Annotated in this window: 20 protein-coding genes; 1 reads left to right on the forward strand and 19 read right to left on the reverse strand. The window is 60.3% G+C overall.

All coding sequences use genetic code 11. The annotated features are described in order from the left end of the window. Positions 1-220 precede the first annotated feature (220 nt). The 13 genes from DWY95_RS17125 to DWY95_RS13830 form a co-directional block, all read right to left on the reverse strand. Positions 221-382, reverse strand: a complete 162-nt coding sequence (locus DWY95_RS17125; RefSeq protein ID WP_158577567.1) for a hypothetical protein — start codon at positions 380-382, stop codon at positions 221-223. Positions 383-449: 67 nt separating this feature from the next. Then, the gene (locus tag DWY95_RS13775; RefSeq protein ID WP_118553945.1) at positions 450-1355 is read right to left on the reverse strand and encodes a CPBP family intramembrane glutamic endopeptidase; all 906 of its coding nucleotides are present in this window, start codon (positions 1353-1355) and stop codon (positions 450-452) included. Next, positions 1352-1663 carry a heavy metal-binding domain-containing protein gene (locus DWY95_RS13780; protein WP_097791320.1) on the reverse strand — a complete coding sequence of 104 codons (312 nt, stop codon included), beginning with the start codon at positions 1661-1663 and terminating at the stop codon, positions 1352-1354. The genes DWY95_RS13775 and DWY95_RS13780 overlap by 4 nt, the downstream gene beginning before the upstream one ends. Then, positions 1644-2297, reverse strand: coding sequence for a MerR family transcriptional regulator (locus tag DWY95_RS13785; protein WP_118553946.1), 654 nt, complete (start codon positions 2295-2297; stop codon positions 1644-1646). The genes DWY95_RS13780 and DWY95_RS13785 overlap by 20 nt, the downstream gene beginning before the upstream one ends. Positions 2298-2404: 107 nt before the next feature. After that, entirely contained in the window at positions 2405-3592 is a 1188-nt protein-coding gene (locus DWY95_RS13790; protein WP_118553947.1) for a DEAD/DEAH box helicase, read from the reverse strand. Positions 3593-3718: 126 nt separating this feature from the next. Then, positions 3719-4030, reverse strand: coding sequence for an HU family DNA-binding protein (locus DWY95_RS13795; protein WP_055190838.1), 312 nt, complete (start codon positions 4028-4030; stop codon positions 3719-3721). A 141-nt stretch (positions 4031-4171) separates the two neighbouring features. Next, complete coding sequence (gene carB / locus DWY95_RS13800; RefSeq protein ID WP_118553948.1) at positions 4172-7411, reverse strand: carbamoyl-phosphate synthase large subunit; 3240 nt, start codon at positions 7409-7411, stop codon at positions 4172-4174. A 1-nt stretch (position 7412) separates the two neighbouring features. Continuing rightward, positions 7413-8519: a carbamoyl phosphate synthase small subunit gene (locus tag DWY95_RS13805; RefSeq protein WP_097791325.1), complete on the reverse strand. Its 1107-nt coding sequence runs from the start codon at positions 8517-8519 to the stop codon at positions 7413-7415. Between the two features lie 33 nt (positions 8520-8552). Next, entirely contained in the window at positions 8553-9146 is a 594-nt protein-coding gene (gene pyrE, locus DWY95_RS13810) for an orotate phosphoribosyltransferase (protein ID WP_118553949.1), read from the reverse strand. Between the two features lie 145 nt (positions 9147-9291). After that, positions 9292-10218, reverse strand: a complete 927-nt coding sequence (locus tag DWY95_RS13815) for a dihydroorotate dehydrogenase (protein WP_097791327.1) — start codon at positions 10216-10218, stop codon at positions 9292-9294. Further along, on the reverse strand, positions 10218-10991 hold the full coding sequence (locus DWY95_RS13820) for a dihydroorotate dehydrogenase electron transfer subunit (protein ID WP_118553950.1): 774 nt from the start codon (positions 10989-10991) through the stop codon (positions 10218-10220). Before DWY95_RS13820 ends, DWY95_RS13815 begins: the two co-directional genes overlap by 1 nt. Then, entirely contained in the window at positions 10972-11838 is an 867-nt protein-coding gene (pyrF, locus tag DWY95_RS13825) for an orotidine-5'-phosphate decarboxylase (protein ID WP_118553951.1), read from the reverse strand. The genes DWY95_RS13820 and pyrF overlap by 20 nt, the downstream gene beginning before the upstream one ends. A gap of 81 nt (positions 11839-11919) precedes the next feature. Then, positions 11920-13110, reverse strand: a complete 1191-nt coding sequence (locus DWY95_RS13830; RefSeq protein ID WP_118553952.1) for a dihydroorotase — start codon at positions 13108-13110, stop codon at positions 11920-11922. A gap of 440 nt (positions 13111-13550) precedes the next feature. Between DWY95_RS13830 and epsC the strand changes: the two genes are divergently transcribed. Next, a complete protein-coding gene (gene epsC, locus DWY95_RS13835) occupies positions 13551-14222 on the forward strand; it encodes a serine O-acetyltransferase EpsC (protein ID WP_118553953.1) in 672 nt (223 codons plus the stop codon). Between the two features lie 98 nt (positions 14223-14320). Here the strand turns inward: epsC and DWY95_RS13840 are convergent, their stop codons facing one another. The 6 genes from DWY95_RS13840 to DWY95_RS13865 all read right to left on the reverse strand — a co-directional run bounded on the left by DWY95_RS13840 (position 14321) and on the right by DWY95_RS13865 (position 20067). Beyond that, on the reverse strand, positions 14321-15421 hold the full coding sequence (locus DWY95_RS13840; protein ID WP_118553954.1) for a glycosyltransferase family 2 protein: 1101 nt from the start codon (positions 15419-15421) through the stop codon (positions 14321-14323). 78 nt (positions 15422-15499) lie between these two features. Further along, positions 15500-15922: a DUF3842 family protein gene (locus tag DWY95_RS13845; protein ID WP_118553955.1), complete on the reverse strand. Its 423-nt coding sequence runs from the start codon at positions 15920-15922 to the stop codon at positions 15500-15502. Then, positions 15922-17310: a Sapep family Mn(2+)-dependent dipeptidase gene (locus DWY95_RS13850; protein ID WP_118553956.1), complete on the reverse strand. Its 1389-nt coding sequence runs from the start codon at positions 17308-17310 to the stop codon at positions 15922-15924. Before DWY95_RS13850 ends, DWY95_RS13845 begins: the two co-directional genes overlap by 1 nt. A gap of 89 nt (positions 17311-17399) precedes the next feature. Further along, positions 17400-17882: a small multi-drug export protein gene (locus DWY95_RS13855; protein ID WP_118553957.1), complete on the reverse strand. Its 483-nt coding sequence runs from the start codon at positions 17880-17882 to the stop codon at positions 17400-17402. A gap of 37 nt (positions 17883-17919) precedes the next feature. Beyond that, positions 17920-18672: an exodeoxyribonuclease III gene (locus DWY95_RS13860; RefSeq protein ID WP_118553958.1), complete on the reverse strand. Its 753-nt coding sequence runs from the start codon at positions 18670-18672 to the stop codon at positions 17920-17922. 18 nt (positions 18673-18690) lie between these two features. Next, on the reverse strand, positions 18691-20067 hold the full coding sequence (locus tag DWY95_RS13865; RefSeq protein WP_118553959.1) for an MATE family efflux transporter: 1377 nt from the start codon (positions 20065-20067) through the stop codon (positions 18691-18693). Between the last annotated feature and the right edge of the window lie 629 nt (positions 20068-20696).

Below are 20696 nucleotides of genomic sequence, written 5' to 3' on the forward strand. Positions count from 1 at the left end.
TTCCGTTACAAGTTTTTCGATATTGTTCAATTTTCAAGGTCCTGTGCGCCTCAGCCGACTGGCTGACGACTTGATTATTTTATCACAGAAGTGATTTTTTGTCAAGCACTTTTTCGAAGCGTTTCGAACGTTTTGAACTTGGAGCGCTTCCGATTTCTCAGAACTGACTGGAATCTTTTGGCGTCTATTGGTTCTTTTCTCTCGCTTCTCAGCTGGGACTTCAGAAGTCATTCTTTTGTCTCAGCGCTTGGCGCTCAAGTATAATACCATACACCGGGGTGGATGTCAACACTTTTTTACAAATTTTTTTCAAAAAATTCAAATTGCTGCGTTCGGGGCAGATCGGTCTCTCTTTTTCGCTGCCAATGTGCTGCTGTTTCAAGCTTTCTTCCTATTATATAGAAAAGCTCCACGCCTGGCATCGGAGGATGCAGGCATGGAGCCTGGATTCAGTTTTTCTCTTCCTGTTTCATCTCGCGCAGCGTGAGCCAGACGGCTGCTGCCAGCACCGGCAGCAGCCCGATCAGACCAATGGGCGTGGGACCCAGCACATTATAATAGGCATCTGCCGGGTAGGTCAGCACCATGAACAATGCCGCAACTGCATTGAATGCACCATGCGCGATGGCCGGCACCCAGATGCAGCTGGTCTTTTCATAGAGAAGATCCAGCAGACTGTTCATGGCAAAGCAGAACACGCACCATACCACAAGGCCGAGTACCGGTGCGCCCAGATAGTCCGTGCCGTACTCATAACCCACCAGCAGCATCAGCGGCCAATGCCAGACGCCCCAGATGACACCGCCCAGCAGACGGCCATTGAGCAGGCCAAACCGTTCCTTCAGGCAGGGCATCATATATCCGCGCCACCCGGCCTCCTCGCCCACGGCAAAGAACATATTGATGAGCGGACCCAGCGTCACGGCAAGCAGGCCGGTCTGCAGCATGTAGCTGACATTGGATACCCCCAGCTGGCTTTTCAAAGTCTGGGCGTCCATCTCGCCGCCGTAAGCCGCCACCAGCCAGCTGCCCGAAACGTCCAGCCGATGCGGGAACACGGCAAAATAGAGCACCGCTGCCAGCACGGTGAACACCGCCGGGCCAAACCAGGCGGCCAGCCAATAGCGGCGCTTGCCCTGCACCTTCCAGCCGATGCCGGTGGGCTGATGCAGATAGACTTTTTTCGCCGCAAGCACGGCCGCCAGAGGGCAGAACATGCTCACGGACAGCAGCGCACGGTATACCGCAGCATTGCCCTGAAGGAGCTGCATGCTTGCATACACCTGACACAGCCAGGCCAGACCGAATGCCGTTAAAAAGTAGATCCCAAAACTCTGTTTTTCTCTGCTGCTCATACGAACTTCACCGCCGTTCCATACGCAATGACTTCCGCTGCGCCCTGCATGACGCTGGCGGACGCATACCGCATTCCGACCACAGCATCCGCGCCCAGCTCTTCGGCGTTCTTGACCATGCGGCCAGTGGCGATCTGCCGGGCTTCGGTGAGCATCTCAGCATAGTCGGTAACTTCGCCGCCCACAAGGGTGCGGAACCCGGCCATGATGTCGTGGCCGAAGTTGCGGCTCTGCACCGTGCTGCCCCGCACCACGCCCAGGGCCTCCATCTTTTTGCCGGGGACTTCGTTAATAGTTACGATAAGCATCTTCTTCTCCCTTTCTGATCTCTCGGATCCGGTCTGCCAGAACCTTCAGCGTACCAAGGATGCAGCCCGCCGGGATGCCGAACAGCAGCACCCGCAGCGGCAGCGGCGGCATATCCTGCGGGTCCATCCAGATGGCCCACGCGGTAATGCCCATGGTCAGCAGCATGATCGCGGTAAACAGGCCTGCGCCCACCAACGCCCCTTTGATGCGCTCGGCTTTCCGGTCTACTTGTTCAATGTTCACAAAGGACACCCCCTGTTCCTCTTTTGCGGACAGACGCGCCAGCGTCTGCTCCACATCCAGTTCACTGAGGCTGCCGGGTTCCCGCTGCAATCGCTCGCAGAAGTTGATGGCTTCGTCGAGGTCGGTGCGGCGGGCGCACAGACGTTCCATCTGGCGGGCCATGCCGTCGGCAAGGGTGCACTCCCCTTCCAGCATCTGGCGGATCTCTGCCAGCGGGACGTCCAGCTTGCGCAGCAGCTTGATGCGGCGCAGGCGTTCCACGTCCGCCTCGGAGTAGCTGCGGTATCCGTTGCCGGGTTCCCGCCGGGGGCTGATGAGCCCTTCTTCCTCATAAAAGCGGATGTTCTTCTTGGTCACGCCCACAGCAGCTTCTACTTCGTTGATCTTCATCGCTCGGCGGCCTCCTTACGCACCTACTTTACACCTTCCACAAAGGGGAAGGTCAAGGGGTTTCAGCAAAAAAGTCTTCCCCTCGCCGAGAGAAAGACTTTTTGCGCTTAAAAATAGCACTTGATCTGGAACCGGTCGGCATGGTCGGCCTGTTTTTCCACCACGATCCGCTCATGGTTGAAATCGAAGTGGACCGGGGTGCACAGTTCCGTGTTTCGGGTCAGGCGGAGAAGCTCCTGCACCCGCTTCTTTTCCTCCGGCACATAGAACAGGTAGCTGACGCCCTCTTTTTTGGCGCGGCCGGTGCGGCCGATGCGGTGGGTGTAATGTTCGTTGTCGCCGGGGACGTCGTAGTTGATGACGGCGTCCACGTCCGAGACGTCGATGCCGCGGGCCGCCACGTCGGTGGCCACGAGGATGGCCAGTTTGCCGTCCCGGAAGTTCTGCATGATCTGGTTGCGCTCTTTCTGGGAGAGGTCGCCGTGGAGGCAGTCCACCGAGAAGCCGAGGCGGGCCAACTGGTTGGCCAGCGTGGCCGTGTTGAACTTGGTATCGCAGAAGACCATGACCCGCTTGTAACCCTCGCCGATGATGATCTGGGCTAGGTCGGAGAGCTTGTTGCGGCCGGAGGTCTCCAGCATGTACTGGGTGATCTTGGGCTGGCTCTCCTCCCTGGGCTGGACGGTGATCTCCTCGGCGTTGTGCTGGTACAGCCAGCCGATGTCCATGACCTCGCGGCTGATGGTGGCCGAGAACATGGACAGGTGTTTGCGGGCCTTCATCAGCTCGATGATGTGGCGGACATCCTTATAGAAGCCCATGTTCAGCATCTCGTCGGCTTCGTCCAGCACGATCTGGGTGACGTGGGAGAGGTCGATGCTGTGGTGTTTGTAATGGTCCATCAGGCGGCCGGGGGTGGCGACCACGATCTGGCACCCCTCTGCAAGGCGTCTGGCCTGCTTTTCCATGTTGGCGCCGCCGTAGACGCAGGCGACTGCAACGCCCGGCATAAAGGCCGTGAGGGCGGTCAGCTCCTCGGCGATCTGCTGGGCCAGCTCACGGGTGGGGGCCAGAATGACCGCCTGCGGCACCTTTTGGGCCGGGTCGATCTGCTCGGCCACCGGGATGCCGAAGGCACAGGTCTTGCCTGTGCCGGTGGGAGCCTTGGCGATGACGTCCCGCCCCGCCAGCATGACGGGGATGGTCTTTTCCTGAATTTCGGTCATTTCCGCAAAGCCCATCTGCTCCACAGCCTTGTGGATGGCTTCGCTGCAATGCAGTTCACTGTACAGCATGATCCTTCTCCATTCCGTTCCGATTTTCTTACAGTATACCATGAAATGCCGCGCTTGTCAGTAACAAAAAGAGCCATGCCCCCATTTGGGAGCACAGCTCTTGGATGCAGATCTCTGTTGCAGGGATCAGGCAGTCTCTTCGACGCTCTTGTCAGCGGCACGGCCTGCTTCGAGCTTCTGCTTGAAACGGCCGCTGGCCTTGAAGCCGGGGATGGAGGTGGACTCCAAACGGCTGGAGACCTTGGTCTTGGGGTTGGTGTAAGCCTTCGGCTTGCGGGGGCGCATCTCGAAGCGGCCAAAGCCGGCGATGGTCACCTTTTCATCTGCGCGCAGGCAGTCTGCGATCTGGTCAAACAAAGCGTCCATCGTGGTCTCGACCTGTGCTTCGGTGAAGCCGGTCTTGCGCGCCACGGTCTCAATCATCTGGGAACGAGTCATTTTTATCGATATCCTCCTGGAACGTCCAAAAGTAACGTCTTTTGGCAAATTTTGCGTTGTTGATTATAACAAATGCGGCTCTTCATTACGATGGATTGCGCACGAAACGCATCTATTTGCGCACGAGTTACATTCAGACCGTCAATTCTTATGATACAGCGTTGCAATATCCACCAGAGGGATATTCTTGAGCTCGTGTTCGCTGCGCAGGCATTCCACCAGCGCATTGGCCGTATCCACGGCGGTGATGCAGGGGATGCTCAGCTCCACGGCCTTGCGGCGCAGGCGGACGGAGTCGCGCTTGGGGTCGCGGCCCTTGGCGCTGGTGGAGAAGACATAGTCCACCAGACCGCTCTGGAGCAGGTCCACGATGTTGGGCGACTCGCCGGACATGTTGCGCACTTCGTTGCAGGGGACCATGTGCTTGTTGAGCCAGGCGCAGGTGCCGGAGGTGCCATAGAGCTTGTAGCCCATGCTCTTGAGCTTCCAGGCGATGTCCACGAACTCCGGCTTGTCGCTGTCCTTCACGGTGAAGATGCAGCAGGAAGCGGGGCCGGGCGTCTTGAAGGTGTAGCCCGCACCGATCAGGCCCTTGAGCAGGGCGTCGTGGAAGTTGGGCGCGATGCCCAGCACCTCGCCGGTGGACTTCATCTCCGGGCCGAACTGGGTATCGACGCCGTGCAGCTTCTCAAAGCTGAAGACGGGCACCTTGACCGCCACATAGGGGGCGTTGGGGTGCAGGCCGGTGCCGTAGCCCATGTCGGTGAGCTTCTCGCCCAGGCAGCAGCGGACAGCCAGATCGACCATGGGCACACCGGTGACCTTGGAAATGTACGGCACAGTACGGGAAGAGCGGGGGTTGACCTCGATGACATAGACCTTGCCGTTGGAGACCGCGTACTGGACGTTCACCAGACCGGTGACGTGCAGCTCGCGGGCAAAGCGGCCGGTATAATCGACCATGGTGTCGATCTCGGCCTGGGTCAGATGCTGGGCCGGGTAGACGCAGATGGAGTCGCCGGAGTGGACACCGGTGCGCTCGATCTGCTCCATGACGCCGGGGATGAGGAAGTTCTCGCCATCGCAGATGGCGTCCACTTCGCACTCGGTGCCCATGATGTACTTATCCAGCAGGACGGGGTGGTCCATATCCACGTGCTCGGTGATGACGCCCATGTACTCGATGACGTCGGCCTTGGTGTAGGCGACGATCATGTTCTGGCCACCCAGCACGTAGGAGGGGCGCATCAGGACGGGCAGGCCGATCTCGTCGGCAGCCGCCAGAGCCTCTTCCAGGTTGAAGACGGTGCGGCCGGGGGCGCGGGGGATGCCGCAGCGCTCCAGCAGCTCGTCGAAGCGCTCGCGGTCCTCGGCCTCGTCGATGGCATCCGCCGGGGTGCCCAGAATGGGCAGACCGATCTCATCCATGTGCTTGGCCAGCTTGATGGCGGTCTGACCGCCGAACTGGACGACGCAGGCGTCGGGCTTCTCGGTGGCGATAATGTTATCGACGCTCTCCGGGTTCAGCGGGTCGAAGTACAGGCGGTCGCCGGTGTCGAAGTCGGTGGAGACGGTCTCCGGGTTGTTGTTGACCAGGATGGCCTCGCAGCCGTGCTTCTTGAGCGTCCAGACGCAGTGGACCGAGCAGTAGTCGAACTCGATGCCCTGACCGATGCGGATGGGGCCGGAACCGAAGACGAGGACCTTCTTTTTCTTTTCAGGGGCAGCGGCTTCCTTCTCCGCGATGAACGCGGCGGCTTCGTTGTCGCCGTCGTAGGTGGAGTAGAAATACGGCGTGTTGGCCGAGAACTCGGCTGCACAGGTATCGACCATCTTGAAACCGGCGCGGTAGTTCGCGATGGGCAGCTCGTCCACCTCGGCCAGACGCCGGATGGTCTTATCCTGGAAGCCGTACTTCTTGGCCTCCTTGTACTGCGCAGCGCTCAGAACGCCGTGGCAGTTGGCCAGGCCCTTTTCAAGGTTGGCCAGGTGCTGCATCTTATCCAGGAACCACCAGTCGATCTTGGTGATGTTCCAGATGGTCTGGTGGTCGATGCCGCGCTTGAGGGCCTCGTAGACGCAGAAGACGCGCTCTGCATCCTGCACATGCAGGTGTGCCACGATCTCGTCATCGGTCAGCTTCTCAAAGGGCTTGTGGGTCAGGGTATCCATGCCCAGCTCGATGGAGGAGACGGCCTTCATCATGGCAGCCTCGAAGCTGTTGCCGATGCTCATGACCTCGCCGGTAGCCATCATCTGGGTGCCCAGAGACTTGTCGGCATAGACGAACTTATCGAAGGGCCACTTCGGGTACTTGACCACGATGTAGTCCAGCGCAGGCTCGAAGCAGGCGCAGGTCTTGCCGGTGACGTCGTTGGTGATCTCGTCCAGCGTATAGCCGATGGCGATCTTGGTGGCCACCTTGGCGATGGGATAGCCGGTGGCCTTGGAAGCCAGTGCAGACGAACGGGACACACGGGGGTTGACCTCGATGACCGCGTAATCGTAGCTGTCCGGCTTGAGGGCGAACTGGCAGTTGCAGCCGCCCTCGATGCCCAGCTCGGTGATGATGTCCAGCGCAGCGGTGCGGAGCATCTGATACTCGTGGTCGGTCAGGGTCTGGGAGGGAGCCACGACGACCGAGTCGCCGGTGTGGATGCCGACGGGGTCCAGGTTTTCCATGTTGCAGACGGTGATGACGTTGCCCTTGTGGTCGCGCATGACCTCATACTCGATCTCTTTCCAGCCGGCGATGCACTTTTCCACCAGGATCTGATGGATGGGGGAAAGACGCAGGCCGTTGGTGCCGATCTCGATGAGCTTTTCGCGGGTCTCGCAGATGCCGCCGCCGGTGCCGCCCATGGTGAAGGCGGGGCGGACGATGACCGGGTAGCCGATGCGGTCGGCGCAGGCCAGTGCGTCCTGCAGCGTCTCAACGACCTCCGAGGGGATGATGGGCTGGTGCAGCTTTTCCATCGTCTCCTTGAACAGCTCACGGTCTTCGGCGCGGTCGATGGTCTCCGGCTTGCAGGCCAGCAGGCGGATGCCGGTGCGGTCCAGATAGCCGGAGCGGGCCAGCTCCATCGAGAGGTTCAGGCCCATCTGACCGCCCAGGTTGGGCAGCACGGAGTCGGGCTTTTCGATCTCCAGGATCCGCTCCACGACTTCGAGGGTCATCGGCTCGATGTAGACATGGTCGGCCACGTCGGGGTCGGTCATGATGGTGGCGGGGTTGGAGTTGAGCAGAACGGTCTCAATGCCCTCTGCCTTCAGTGCGCGGCACGCCTGCGTACCGGAGTAGTCGAACTCGGCGGCCTGACCGATGATGATGGGGCCGGAGCCGATGACCAGTACCTTTTTGATTCTGGGGTCCTTAGGCATTTCAGCGTGCCTCCTTTGCTGCTTTGACGTTGTTCAGGAAGCGGTCGAACAGGAACTCGGTGTCCTTGGGGCCGCCGTTCGCTTCGGGGTGGAACTGGACGGTGAAGCAGTTCCACTTCTTGTATTTGATGCCCTCGCAGGTGCCGTCGTTGGCGTTCACCTGAGCCACCTCGCCCATCTCGGCGGGCAGCTCGTCGCCCACGACTGCATAGCCGTGGTTCTGGCTGGTGATGAAGGTGCGGCCGGACTCAAAGTCGGTGACGGGCTGGTTGGCACCGCGGTGGCCGTACTTGAGCTTCATGGTCTTGGCACCGGCGGCCAGAGCGGACAGCTGGTGGCCCAGGCAGATGCCGAAGGTGGGGATGCCCAGTTCGAAGATATGGCGGAGGTTCTCGATGACCTCCACCGGCTCGGCGGGGTCGCCGGGGCCGTTGGACAGCATGATGCCGTCCGGATTCAGAGCGGCCACTTCCTCGGCGGTGGCGAAGGCCGGCATGACCGTGACCTTGCAGCCGCGCTTAACAAGGCACCGCACGATGTTCCGCTTGCAGCCGTAGTGCATCAGCACGATGTGGGTCTCGCCCTTCTCGTTGAAGACTTCGGGCGCTGCGCAGGTGACGTTCTTGACCGCGTCGGTCACGGCATAGGCGCGGATGGTCTCCAGCAGCTTGTCCGTCTCGGCTTTGTTGGCCGGGTCCGCGGGGTCAAAGGTGGTCAGGATGGCGCCGTTCATCACGCCGCTCTCCCGGATGATGCGGGTCAGGTGGCGGGTGTCGATGCCCTCGATGCCGATGGTGTTGTTTTTCTTCAAAAAGCTGTCCAGCGTCTCCTCACAGCGCCAGTTGGAGGGCGTGGTGCAGGCTTCGCGCACGATGTAGCCCCTGGCCCAGATGCGGTCGGACTCCATGTCGCCCTGGTTCATGCCATAGTTGCCGATGAGGGGGTAAGTCTGGGTGATGATCTGGCCATAATAGCTGGGGTCAGTCAGGGTCTCTTCAAAGCCGACCATACCGGTGGCAAAGACGACCTCGCCCACGGTGACGCCCTCTGCGCCCACCGACTGGCCCGCAAAGACCATGCCGTTCGCCAAAAGAAGATATGCGTTCATAGGTACTCCTTGTTTCAACACAGATGCGCGGCCTTACAGGGTCTGCTTCGCTTCCTGCTTCATCTTGCGGCTGCCCAGATGGACCAGCGGCAGCTTGCCCTCCTTGCAGATGGGGCACTCTTCGGGTGCGTAGTTGGGCAGGTCCAGCTTGAGGGCGCTTGCCACGATGGGGATGGGCGACGGAGCTTCGGGCTTGGTGCGGTCCACCACGCAGGTGATGCCCACGCAGATGCCGCCGTTCTCCTCGATGACGCGCTTGGTCTCCAGAGAGGAGATGCCGGTGGTCACAACGTCCTCCGCGATGAGGCACTTCTCACCCGGATGGATGGCAAAGCGCTTCAGGGTCATCACATTGTCAACGCGCTCGGTGAAGATGGCGCGCTTGCCGGTCTGGCGGGCCAGCTCGTAAGCGTAGACGATGCCGCCCATGGCCGGGCCGACGATGACATCCACATCCAGCTCCTTGACCTTGTCGGCCACGGCCTTCATGGCCTCGGCGCAGCGGTCGGGATACTGCTGCAGATAGGCCATCTGGCAGTAGGCGCTGGAATGGCGGCCGGAGGAGAGCAGGAAATGGCCCTCCAGGAATGCGTCACAGCTCTTCAGGATCTCAAGTGCTTCACTCATTGTACTTCTCCCTCTCTTTGTTTCAGTTCATGTTTTTCGTACGATCACGCAGTATTGTACCACGCTTTTTATGGAAACGCAAATTTATTCACCGATTTTCTGTTTCTTGTGAATATTTGCATTTTTATGTGGTTAATTCCAAGTTTTATCCATTGCTGCGGGCGCAGCCGCGGATCTCGTCCAGCGTCTTGACGCCGTTCTTGTCCATCCAGGCGGCCATCTCCTCGGCGATGGTCTCCATGGCGCGGGGGTTCGCAAAGTTGGCAGCGCCCACCTGCACGGCCGTGGCACCGGCCATGATGAACTCCAGCGCGTCGCGGCCGGTAGCGATGCCGCCCAGACCCACGACCGGGATGTTCACGGCACCCACAGCCTGCCAGACCATCCGCAGTGCGATGGGGCGGACCGCCGGGCCGGACAGGCCCGCGAAAATATTGTTGAAGACCGGCTTGCGCTTTTCGAGGTCGATGGCGCAGGCCTGGAAGGTGTTGGTCAGGCTGATGGCATCCGCACCGGCTGCCTCGACGGCCTTGCACATCTCCGGGATGTTCTCGGCCTGGGGGCTGAGCTTGACCATGAGCGGCTTTTTGCAGGCATCGCGGACCATCCGGACCACTTCACCGGCTGCTTCCGCCTTGACGCCGTAGGCCATGCCGCCCACCTTGACGTTCGGGCAGGAGATGTTCAGCTCCACGATATCCACGGCGCTGTCGCTCAGCATCGCAGCGCCCTCGACGTACTCTTCCTCGCTGTGGCCGCCGAGGTTCGCGATGACCACCGTGCCGTATTTCTGCCGCAGCTCCAGCATCTCGTTCAGCTCCACGTCGATGAAGTGCTGGACGCCGGGGTTCTGCAGGCCGATGCTGTTGATGAGGCCGGAGGGGGTCTCCCACAGGCGCTCCCCCTTGTTGCCGTACTGGCCGTGCAGGGTCAGGCCCTTGCCGGAGATGCCGCCGATCCTGGAAAAATCGGCCAGTTCCTCGTATTCGACGCCGTAGCCGACCGTGCCGGATGCGCCGATGATGGGGCTGTTCATCACAAAGCCCAACAGGTTCGTTTTCAGATCTGCCATCAGAAGAACACCTCCGTTGCATCAAAGACCGGGCCATTCTTGCACACGCTCTTGCCTTCGCCGCCCCTGGTCTCACAGGTGCAGCCGAGGCAGGCCCCGATGCCGCAGGCCATCTTCTTTTCCAGACTGACGAAGCAGGGGGTCCCCTTCTCCGCGCAGAGGCGGGCGGCGTTCTTCATCATGACCGTCGGGCCGCAGACGAGGACGGCGTCGTAATCCGCCGGGTCATACAGCTGGGTGACAAAGCCGTGGAAGCCCACCGCGCCGGTGTCGGTGGACACCTTGACGAGGTTGGCGATGGAGCGGTATTCCTCCATGCAGTAGGGCGCATCCCGGAAGCCGAAGAAGACATCGGGCCGGACGCCTGCTGCGGCCAGTTCGCGGGTGACCTGATACATCGGCGCGGTGCCGATGCCGCCGCCCACCACAGCGATCTTTCGATACTGTCCGGCCAGCGCCGGGATGTCGAACCCATTGCCCATCGGGCCGGTCAGCTGGAAGGTATCGCCTTTTTTCAGCGCGGCCAGCTTGTGGGTGCCCTCGCCGATGACCTGATACAGAAACTCGATGGTTTGGGTCTCCGGCTCCCACTTATGGACGCTGATGGGCCGGGAGAGGAAGGGGGCCTCGTCGGCACCCCAGGCACGCAGGGTGAAGAACTGACCTGCGTGGGGCAGATGTTCGCGGTCCGGCCAGAGGGCGCGCAGCAGGCGGATGTCTGCCGCGATGACCTCATGGCTCAGAACGGTGGCTTCACAGCAGGCTGCACGCATGGGCGATGGCCTCCTTCATGTTCACACACTCGTTATAGGCAGCCTCGTCAAAGGCAGTGCCCGGCTGCTTCTTGTAAGCCAGCAGGATGCCGCGGCTGGAGTTGACCACGCCGCCGTTGCCTTTGGTGAGGTACTGGGCGATATCCTCGGCCTTGCCGCCCTGTGCGCCGTAGCCGGGGATGAGGAAGAAGCTGTCCTGATACTTGGCGCGGATCTCGGTGGCCTCCTCGATGTGGGTGCCGCCGATGACCAGACCGATGGAGGAGTAGCCGTGCTCGCCCATGTAGTCCTTGCCCAGCGCGTTCAGCTTGTCGCCCACCAGGTCGTAGACGTGGCGGCCGTCGGCCAGCTTCTCATACTCGAAGTCCTTGGCGCCGCCGTTGGAGGTGCGGCAGAGCACGAACATGCCCTTGCCCTGCTTTTCGGCGTAGGGCAGATAGGGGCTGATGGAATCCAGACCCATGTAGGGGGCCAGGGTGACAAAGTCGGCCTCAAAGTCGCCGGTGAAGTGGCCCATGGCGTACATCTCAGCAGTCTTGGCGATGTCGCCGCGCTTGATGTCAGCGATGACGGGCACGCCTGCCTCACGGACGGCCTTCAGGGTGTCGGCATAGGCTTTCATGCCGTCCAGACCCAGCGCCTCGTAGTACGCGATCTGGACTTTGTAGCAGCCGGCGACCGCCTTGGTGGCTTCGATGAGCTGTTTGTTGAAGCGGACGATGTTCTCGCCCTTGGACAGGGTGCTGTCCACAAAGTCCGCGGGCAGATAGCTGAAGTCGGTATCCAGGCCGACGCAGACCGGGCCGCGTGCCTCAACAGCTTCGTACAGTTTGTCCATGTTCGTCATAGTTGGTTCCTCCGTTGCTCTCTTACTCTTATGTATGTAGGCGAATCTCAAAACAGCGAATGCTGTTTTGAGATTCTATTTTTACGCTTCTGCCTGATAGGTCAGCTCGCCGCCCTTGACGGTGGCAAAGACCCTGCCGTAGAGCTGTGCGCCATCAAAGGGGCAGTTGTGGGATTTGGAGTGGAGCTTGTCCTTGTCCACCGTATAGGGGGTATCCAGATCCACCAGCACGAAGTCGGCGTCGTAGCCGGGTTCCAGCTGGCCCTTGGCCAGACCCAGGATCTCTGCCGGGCGGGTGCTCATCAGGTGGACCAGCAGTTCCAGCGGCAGGCCCTCCTCCTTGCAGAGCTTGGTGTAGCAGACGCCGAAGGCCGTCTCGCTGCCCACCATACCGGCCATGCCCTTGAGCTTGTCCTCTTCCGAGTGGGGTGCGTGGTCGGTGGCGATGGCATCCACCACGCCGGTGCGGATGGCCTCAATGAGGGCGGCCACATCGTCTGCGGTGCGGATGGGCGGATTGACGCGGTAGTCGCAGGTGTCCTTGGTGAACCACAGGTGGTGGGGGGTCACCTCGCAGGTGACGGGGGCCCCGCGCAGCTTGGCCATCTGGATGGCCTCGATGGCACCGCGGGTGGACACATGGCACATGTGGAGCCGGGTCTGGTAATACTCGCTCAGCCAGCAGTTGCGCACCGTCTCGATATCCTCGGCCAGGCGGTAGTCCCAGGGGCTGATCTCCATATCCTCGGCGTGGCTCATCACGGTGATGTCCCGCTGGGTGCAGATGGCGAAGGCCCGCGCCATGGTGGCGTTGTCCTGCACACCGTGGCCGTCCTCGGTGATGAACCGGACGCTGGCGGGCAGGGTCTTGAGGTGGTCCAGCGTCTTGCCATCAAAGTTCTCGGTGATGGAGACGGTCTGGTTCACATCGCACAGGCCCACCTCTGCGGCCTTCTGCTCCACCATTGCGGCCTGCGCAGCCGAAGAGCAGACGGGCTTGGTGTTGGGCATCAGGTTGACGAAGGTGTAGCCGCCCGCAGCCGCCGCACGGCTGCCCGTCTCGATGTCCTCCTTATATTCAAAGCCCGGTGTGCGCCAGTGGCAGTGCAGATCGACGAAGGCGGGCAGCACGGTAAGCCCCCCGGCATCCAGAACGACCTCGTTCTCCCCGGCCAGAGCCTCCAGATCCTGGCCGACCGCCGCGATCTTTCCGTCCCTGACGAACAGCTCCACGGGGCGTCCTTCCGTGTTGACAGCGTTTACAAGCAGCATGGTACGATACCTCCCTGTTTTTGGTGTGCGCTCGATTGGGCAAAAAAAAGAACTTTTCCTCAAATGGAAAAGTTCGAATCACGCAAAAAAGGAAACACGGAACCCACTGCAAAAAAGGCAGCAAACTGATTTTCCAGTTTTGCGTTCATTTTTGACAGCATGTCGGCGTCTCCTTTGTTCGTGCATTTGTTTCGTTATATTTTAGCATAGAAGCGCGAAATGTGTCAATGCTTCCGGGCTTTTTTCTTTGTAAAAAGGTTTCGGGCCGAACTCAGCAAATTTTAGCTACTCTACCGAAAAACCAAAATCCCCCCTCCGAACCGGAAATCTGAGGCCGCAATCCCTAGCAAAATGCTGTACATTAAAGTTCAGATGTGTTATCATAATACTCAAACGAGAAAGCCGCCGCGGGCGGCATTGGAAAAGGGAGGGTTCCCCACATGGGTTTATTGGAGGACGCACGGAACATCCAGCGCAAGGACCCCGCCGCGCGCAGCGTGCTGGAGGTCATTCTGCTGTACCCCGGCTTTCACATTCTGGTCTATCACCGCATCGCGCACTGGCTGTATGAGCGCGGGCACTTTTTTCTGGCGCGATGGGTCAGCCAGCGCGGCCGGCATAAGACCGGCATCGAGATCCACCCCGGTGCCCGGATCGGCAGGTGCCTGTTCATCGACCACGGCATGGGCATCGTCTTCGGCGAGACGACTGAGATCGGCGACAACTGCACCATCTACCACGGCGTCACGCTGGGCGGCACCGGCAAGGACACCGGCAAGCGCCACCCCACGCTGGGCAACAACGTGCTGATCGGCGCAGGAACCAAGGTGCTTGGCCCGGTCTACATCGGCGACAATGCCCGCATCGGCGCGGGCAGCGTGGTGCTGAAGAACCTGCCCGCCAACTGCACCGCCGTCGGCGTACCCGCCGAGGTGGTCCGCATCAACAACAAGGCCGTCAACCCCGCCGACGACCTCGACCAGCAGGATCTGCCCGATGTGGTCGCCCAGCGCATCACCGACCTCGACCGCCGCATCAGTGCCATGGAGAAGGCCGCGCAGGGCGATGTGCCGCCGACCATCCACGACATCCGGAAACGCAGCCCGAAATGACCGGCATCCTGCCGCAGCAAAAAAACATCCTGACCGGATGCGTCCGGTCAGGATGTTTTTTTCCGTCAGGATGTGTTTTCAAGCGCCGACATGGGAACTCATTCCGCACGGCGGCGGGCTTTGTCCGCATACCCCTGATCGTGCCGTTGCAATTTCCCGTATGTGAGCCGTGTCATCAGATACAGCGGCACCCGAAACCGGAAAAAGAACAGTGGGACATAGCGCTTCCGGTTGTTCCAAAATTCCTTGAGGGACACTTTCGAAAGGCGCCGGAGCGTCGGGCAGTCGTCGATCATCTTCCGCCAGGCGCGCCAGGCCTGGAGCGGGCCGTCCGGATTTGCGGGGTTGAAATAGCACTTATCCAACAGGCGAACATACGTCTTCATGAGCCAGATATCGTAGGCCGCCCAGAAGTCTGCGCCCTTCTTTTCCCGCTGACCAAATTCCATGACCCGCTGATCGACTGTATCCAGATAGCCCGGCAGCCGCTTGTCATGAATATGGCACATGGAGTCCGGACGCAGCCGATAATAGTAAAGGTCTTTGTCCAGAAGCCCCACGGAATGCGCCCGTTCCAGCAGGTTGAGGTTCCAGATCATGTCTTCGCACTGCTTCAGGCTCTCATCAAAATAGAGATGGTTCTCTTCCAGAAAGTCTCTCCGCACCAGTTCGATCCAGCAGGCTCCGAAATAATACGGCACGGCACGGTGATATTCATCCAGCAGACCGAGCTGCAGCGCGTTCAGCAGTTCCCGTTTGCCGGTGCGGTAGGTTCCCGTGCGAAGCGGGCTGGGCTGCGGCAGCGGCTGTCCTTCCGGATACGGCATATAGCTGAAGGCGATCAGGTCCACCGCATCGCTCGCGACCGCCATGACCGATTCCAGCAGATCGGACTTCCACAGATCATCCGAATCCACACAGATGATCCATTCCCCGCTTGCTGCCCGCAGGCCCGTGTTCCGCGCCCCAGGCAGACCCCGGTTCTCCTGATGGATCACCCGGATACGCGGGTCTTTTTTCGCATACTCTTCGCAGATCATCGGGCAGCGATCCGGCGAACCATCGTCCACAAGAATGATCTCGATATTCTCATACGGTTGTTCCAGAATGCTGTCCACACAGGTTTGAAGATAGGCTTCCACCTTGTAGACCGGAACGATGACGCTGACCCGCGGCTGCTTCGCACACTTTGTTTTCATCCGCATTTCCTCCAGAGCTTTTGGCTCTTATTTTAACATGCGGCCTTCCCTGTTTCAAGAAGTTTGAAAAAAGTCCGCTCAACCGATCCCGGAACAAAGTTCCTTCACTTTCTGGGCCGCAGCCGCCACGAGCTGGCTGACGGGCTGATCCGGCACACCGACCACGTAGTTCTCGCAGTGGTTGATGGGCACGAGCACCCTTCTGGCCCCGCTCTGGCAGACCGCAGCCGCCATGGCCGGGGTGATCTCGCCCAGCAGGGCATCCGCAATGACGATGCCGATGGGCCCCACGATGACGTCTGCACGGCGGCAGTTGACCACCACCGCGTTCTCGCCGGTGGCAGCGCGGGAGGCCCCCGCCTTGAGCATAGCGTTCGCGGCCAGGCTGTTGGTGCCCACTGCGGTCAGTTCTGCCTCCGGGCAGGCCGCTGCCAGGGCAGACACCAGCTGCCGGCCCAAACCGCCGCCCTGCCCGTCGATGACAAGCACCTTCGCCGCCATCAGAAGTCGATCTCCTCAAGGCGCAGCAGAGCCACGATGTAGATCTTCATGGCCTCCAGCAGCTTGTCGATGGGAGCCGACTCGTTGGCACCGTGCATCGGGCCGCCGAAAGCAGGCAGCTTGATGTCGTTGTGCTCCGGGCCAAAGCTGACCGCATAGGGGAAGTGGCGGGCGTAGGTGCCGCCGCCCATGGTGAACGGGGTGGCGTTCTCCCCGGTGACCTCGTTGTAGGTGTCGATGCAGGCCTTGATGGCAGGGGTGTCGGCCCCGATGTAGAACGGCTCAGCGCTCTCGACGTTTTCGAGGGAAGCGCCCTCGCCGATGGCCGCACGGATCTGTTCTGCCATCCGGTCGCCGGTGGTGCAGGTGGGATAGCGGCTGTCCAGCGTCTGCACGAATCTGCCGTTCCGCATGAAGATGCGTCCGCCGATGACGGTCAGCGGGCCGAAGGGGCCGTCGGCACAGGCGACACCGATGCCCTCACCGGCCGTGGAAGAGTGCAGCTTTTTCAGCGCTTCCAGATAGGCGCGCTCGGCCTCGTTGCACAGGCCGTTGTCCAGCAGGTAGTCCACCACCAGACCGATGGCATTGACGGTGCCCTGCGGGGTCGCTGCATGGCCGGACTTGCCCCAGCCGCGGATGCGCACACCGTTGCCTTCCGGCTCCAGCGTGATGTTGGGGGCGTTCTTCAGCTTGGTGATGTCAGTCTCGACCAGCGCACTGGCACGGTCCGGCACGGCATTGTTAGCCACGCCGCCCACGAAATCCTTGATCTCACCGTTGCAGACCGGGCTGACCAGCTCCGCGCCAAAGTGTCCCTTTTCGCCGTTGCAGACCGGGAACTCCGCATCCGGGGTGAAGCAGAAGACCGGGGCCGGGTAATGCTTGAGGTAATACTTCACATCGGCCATGCTGGTCTCCTCGTTGTCGCCGACGAGGGCGCGGATGGGGTACTTGAGCGAATAGCCCTGCTCCTTGAGGAACTTCAGGGCATACAGGATGGTGATCATGGGGCCTTTGTCGTCGGCCACACCGCGGCCAATGAGCCAGCCGTCCCGGACCTCCATCTGGAACGGGTCGCCCGTCCAGCCGTTGCCTTCGGGCACGACGTCCACATGGCAGATGGTGGCCAGGTACTTCTCAGCGTCTGCGCCGGGCAGCTCTGCATAACCGATGTAGTTTTCGCAGTTGCGGGTGGCAAAGCCCATGCCTGCGGCCAGTTCCAGCGTCTTATCCAGCGCTGCGCGTGCACCCTGGCCAAAGGGTGCGCCCTCTGCGGGGGTGCTCTCCACACTGTTGATGGAAACAAGCGCCTCAATATCCTTGAGCCACTGCTCCTTGTTCGCCGCAATGAATGCGTCGATCTTCTGGTTCAAAGCCTGATCCATGGTTGGTTCGTCCTTTCTTTTGTCTTAACAGACACATTGCTGTTTATTCTAACACATTTCGCGCAAGATTGCCAGCCCGGCAGCCGCCGTCATACCGCAAACAGGCTGCTGGCCGCGCCCAGAACGCCCATGCTGGCCAGACCCATGATGATACCGGCCAGCAGCACACCGCCCATGCAGGCGATGAGGACATCCTTGAACTTCATGTCGAGGATGGACGCCGCCAGCGTACCGGTCCAGGCACCGGTGCCGGGCAGCGGGATGCCCACGAAGAGCAGCAGCGCCACGGTCAGACCTTTGCCGGCCTTCTCTTCCAGCTTGCGGCCGCCCTTTTCGCCCTTGACGATGAAGAATCGGCAGATGGGGCCGATGACCGGCTTATTGTAGCCCCAGATGAGGAACCGCCGGGCGAACAGATAGATGAACGGCACCGGCAGCATATTGCCCAGCACACAGATGACGTAGGTGGGCAGCACCGGCAGGCCCAGACCCAGGCCGATGGGGATGGCACCGCGCAGCTCCACCACGGGCACCATCGAGACGAAGAAGACGAGCAGATAGTTCTTGAGCATGGATACTCTCCTTTGTTGATTCAAAATGAATGGAAGCTCACAGGTCGATGACCAGTTCCACCGGGCAGTGGTCAGAGCCGAAGATCTCGTTGTGGATCTCCGCCGCGCGAATCTTGTCGGCAATGCGGCGGGAAACGATAAAGTAGTCGATGCGCCAGCCTGCGTTCTTCTCGCGGGCATGGAAGCGGTAGCTCCACCAGCTGTATTTCACCTCATCCGGGTGAATGACCCGGAAGCTGTCGGTAAACCCGGCCTCCAGCAGCTCGGTCATCTTGGCCCGCTCCTGGTCGGTGAAACCCGCGCTCATCCGGTTGGTCTTTGCGTTCTTGATGTCCTGTTCGGTGTGGGCGACATTCAGGTCGCCGCAGAGGATGACCGGCTTTTTCGCATCCAGCGCCAGCAGATAGGCCCGGAACGCATCCTCCCAGGTCATCCGGTAATCCAGCCGCTTCAGGCCGTCCTGGCTGTTGGGGGTGTAGCAGTTGACGAGGTAGAACGCCGGATATTCCAGCGTCAGGACCCGGCCCTCATGGTCGTGCTCCTCGATGCCGATGCCGGTCGTCACCGCCAGCGGCGGCTGTCTGCACCAGCAGGCCGTGCCGGAGTAGCCCTTCTTCTCGGCGGAATAGGTGTATTCGGTGTAGCCCTCCGGGGCGAAATCCGCCTGACCGGGCTGCATTTTGGTCTCCTGCACCGAAAAGATATCGGCATCCAGCGCCGCAAAGCTCGCGGCAAAATCGTGGGTCAGGCAGGCCCGCAGGCCATTGACGTTCCAGCTGATGAGTTTCATCGCATTGCTCCTTTGATGTTATGCTTGATATTTCGTCTTCCATGCACCGCTGTGGAAGCGGGCAGCAAAACAGGTCACGCGGCAGACCCAGTCCACCACCATGGCGATCCAGACACCGACCGCGCCCAGCCCCATCCGGACACAGATGAGGTAGCTGAAGCCCAGCCGCCAGAACGCCATGCTGAGGATGGATACCACCATTGTGAACTTCACGTCGTTGGCAGCGCGCAGCGCGTTGGGCAGCACGAAGGAGGTCGGCCACAGGAACAAGGCGCAGCCCGCATGGATCTGCACCAGCAGAATGGCCAGTTCCATGGTCGCACCGGAAAGTTCATAGATGCCCACCAGCGGCTTCACGAACAGCAGGATCGCGCCATTGGAAAGGCTCATGGTAAGGTACGCCCAGAGCAGCAGCTTGCGGGTGTAATAGATGGCCTGCTCGTGATCCCCCGCACCGATGCACCGGCCCACGACCGTGATCATGGCCAGGCTGATCGCCTTGCCGGGGATGACGCCCATGCCATCGAGGTTGTTGGCCACAGCGTTGGCGGCGATCTGCACTGTGCCAAACGTCGAGATCATGCTGACCACAAGGATGCGGCCTGCCTCGAACAGACTATTCTCAAAGGCAGACGGGATGCCGATGCCCAGGATACGCCGGGACAGCCCGGCATCCAGCCGCAGCGTTTTGGGGACGCGCAGCACATTGCCGGTCTCCTTATGATAGCACTTGCGCAGGATCAGGGCCGCTGCCACCACGCGGGAGAGGACGCTGGGCCACGCAACACCCTCAACGCCCATTTTCAGTCCGAAAATGCAGACGGCGTTGCCCACGATGTTGATGACGTTCATCAACAGGCTGATCTGCATCGAGATCTTGGAGTTGCCCATGCTCCGGAACAGAGCGGCACCGCCATTGTACAGCGCCAGGAACGGATAGCTCAGGGCAATGACCTTCAGGTAGCGCACACCGGCGTCCAGTACGTCGGTTTCGATCGAGCCATAAAACAGGCGGATCATGGGCCGGGCCATCACAAAGCAGACGACGCCCACCATCGCGCCGAACAGACCGCTGAGCAGGATGAGCTGACCGGCGCTGGCATCCGCGTGTTTCTGCTCTCTGGCCCCCAGATACTGACTGACCACCACCGCACCGCCTGTGGCCAGCGCCGCGAACAGCACGATGATGAGGTTGTTGATCATATCCACCAGGCTGACGCCGGAGATGGCCGCTTCGCCGCAGCGGGAGACCATCATCGTATCCGCCATGCCCACCGTCACTTCCAGCAGCTGCTCCACCAGCAGCGGGCCGGTCAGAAGCAGCAGCTCTTTCTGGGTGAACAGCGGCTCCCGCCCGCCGAACCGGATTTTTTCTTTGGTGATCGTTCGTTCCATAGAGTTCCTCACGTTTCGTTTTCCGGGCCGCCGGGCGCAAAAAGGCTCGGCTCCCCTCCTGCCGTCTTTGCAGGCCGCAATGCCGCATTTTAACATGCTTGTATTCATCTTAACACACCCGGTTTCGGTTGTAAAGAATCCATCTGCGGGTTTTGCAGATTCTTTCCCTACCCACGTGTTTTTGCGGATGTTCCCGGTGCTAGGGGAGCTTGTTTTATCAGTTTTGCCGAGAATGTCCTGCCAATTTTGTGCGTTATGACAAAATATCAGATTTTTGTTCGATTTCCAGAACTTTTTTCAAAAAACCTCTTGCATTTTGCTTCGAAAAGTGCTATCTTGTATCCAACAAGAGCGGCAGTGGGATACAACGGCTGCGACGAGCTTTGCCCCCACGGCTCTTGTGTTCATCCTTCTAATTTATATTGCTATTTTCTTCATTTACCTTCTTATCATTTACCCTGTCCTGTACGGGACAGAAAAAGCGCTTCCCCAACCTGCATGGGGAAGCGCTTTTTCGTACCCTCTCCGTCAACGCATTCGCGTTGCCAGCTCTCCCAAAGGGAGAGCCATTGGCAGGCCGGGCAACCCCCTGCTGAACGCTGAACGTTTTCGAATCCCGTAAACGAAAG

Source organism: Faecalibacterium sp. AF28-13AC, from assembly GCF_003478405.1.
GTDB lineage: Bacteria > Bacillota > Clostridia > Oscillospirales > Ruminococcaceae > Faecalibacterium > Faecalibacterium prausnitzii_E.

Coding starts and splice junctions, on each gene's coding strand:
- DWY95_RS13790 (WP_118553947.1), bottom strand. CDS start 3,592: ATGCTGTACAGTGAACTGCATTGCAGCGAAGCCATCCACAAGGCTGTG.
- DWY95_RS13805 (WP_097791325.1), bottom strand. CDS start 8,519: ATGAACGCATATCTTCTTTTGGCGAACGGCATGGTCTTTGCGGGCCAG.
- pyrE (WP_118553949.1), bottom strand. CDS start 9,146: ATGAGTGAAGCACTTGAGATCCTGAAGAGCTGTGACGCATTCCTGGAG.
- DWY95_RS13865 (WP_118553959.1), bottom strand. CDS start 20,067: ATGGAACGAACGATCACCAAAGAAAAAATCCGGTTCGGCGGGCGGGAG.
- DWY95_RS13830 (WP_118553952.1), bottom strand. CDS start 13,110: ATGCTGCTTGTAAACGCTGTCAACACGGAAGGACGCCCCGTGGAGCTG.
- DWY95_RS13855 (WP_118553957.1), bottom strand. CDS start 17,882: ATGCTCAAGAACTATCTGCTCGTCTTCTTCGTCTCGATGGTGCCCGTG.
- DWY95_RS13785 (WP_118553946.1), bottom strand. CDS start 2,297: ATGAAGATCAACGAAGTAGAAGCTGCTGTGGGCGTGACCAAGAAGAAC.
- DWY95_RS13845 (WP_118553955.1), bottom strand. CDS start 15,922: ATGGCGGCGAAGGTGCTTGTCATCGACGGGCAGGGCGGCGGTTTGGGC.
- pyrF (WP_118553951.1), bottom strand. CDS start 11,838: ATGACGAACATGGACAAACTGTACGAAGCTGTTGAGGCACGCGGCCCG.
- epsC (WP_118553953.1), top strand. CDS start 13,551: ATGGGTTTATTGGAGGACGCACGGAACATCCAGCGCAAGGACCCCGCC.
- DWY95_RS13780 (WP_097791320.1), bottom strand. CDS start 1,663: ATGCTTATCGTAACTATTAACGAAGTCCCCGGCAAAAAGATGGAGGCC.
- DWY95_RS13840 (WP_118553954.1), bottom strand. CDS start 15,421: ATGAAAACAAAGTGTGCGAAGCAGCCGCGGGTCAGCGTCATCGTTCCG.
- DWY95_RS13775 (WP_118553945.1), bottom strand. CDS start 1,355: ATGAGCAGCAGAGAAAAACAGAGTTTTGGGATCTACTTTTTAACGGCA.
- DWY95_RS13850 (WP_118553956.1), bottom strand. CDS start 17,310: ATGGATCAGGCTTTGAACCAGAAGATCGACGCATTCATTGCGGCGAAC.
- DWY95_RS13815 (WP_097791327.1), bottom strand. CDS start 10,218: ATGGCAGATCTGAAAACGAACCTGTTGGGCTTTGTGATGAACAGCCCC.
- DWY95_RS13795 (WP_055190838.1), bottom strand. CDS start 4,030: ATGACTCGTTCCCAGATGATTGAGACCGTGGCGCGCAAGACCGGCTTC.
- carB (WP_118553948.1), bottom strand. CDS start 7,411: ATGCCTAAGGACCCCAGAATCAAAAAGGTACTGGTCATCGGCTCCGGC.
- DWY95_RS13860 (WP_118553958.1), bottom strand. CDS start 18,672: ATGAAACTCATCAGCTGGAACGTCAATGGCCTGCGGGCCTGCCTGACC.
- DWY95_RS13820 (WP_118553950.1), bottom strand. CDS start 10,991: ATGCGTGCAGCCTGCTGTGAAGCCACCGTTCTGAGCCATGAGGTCATC.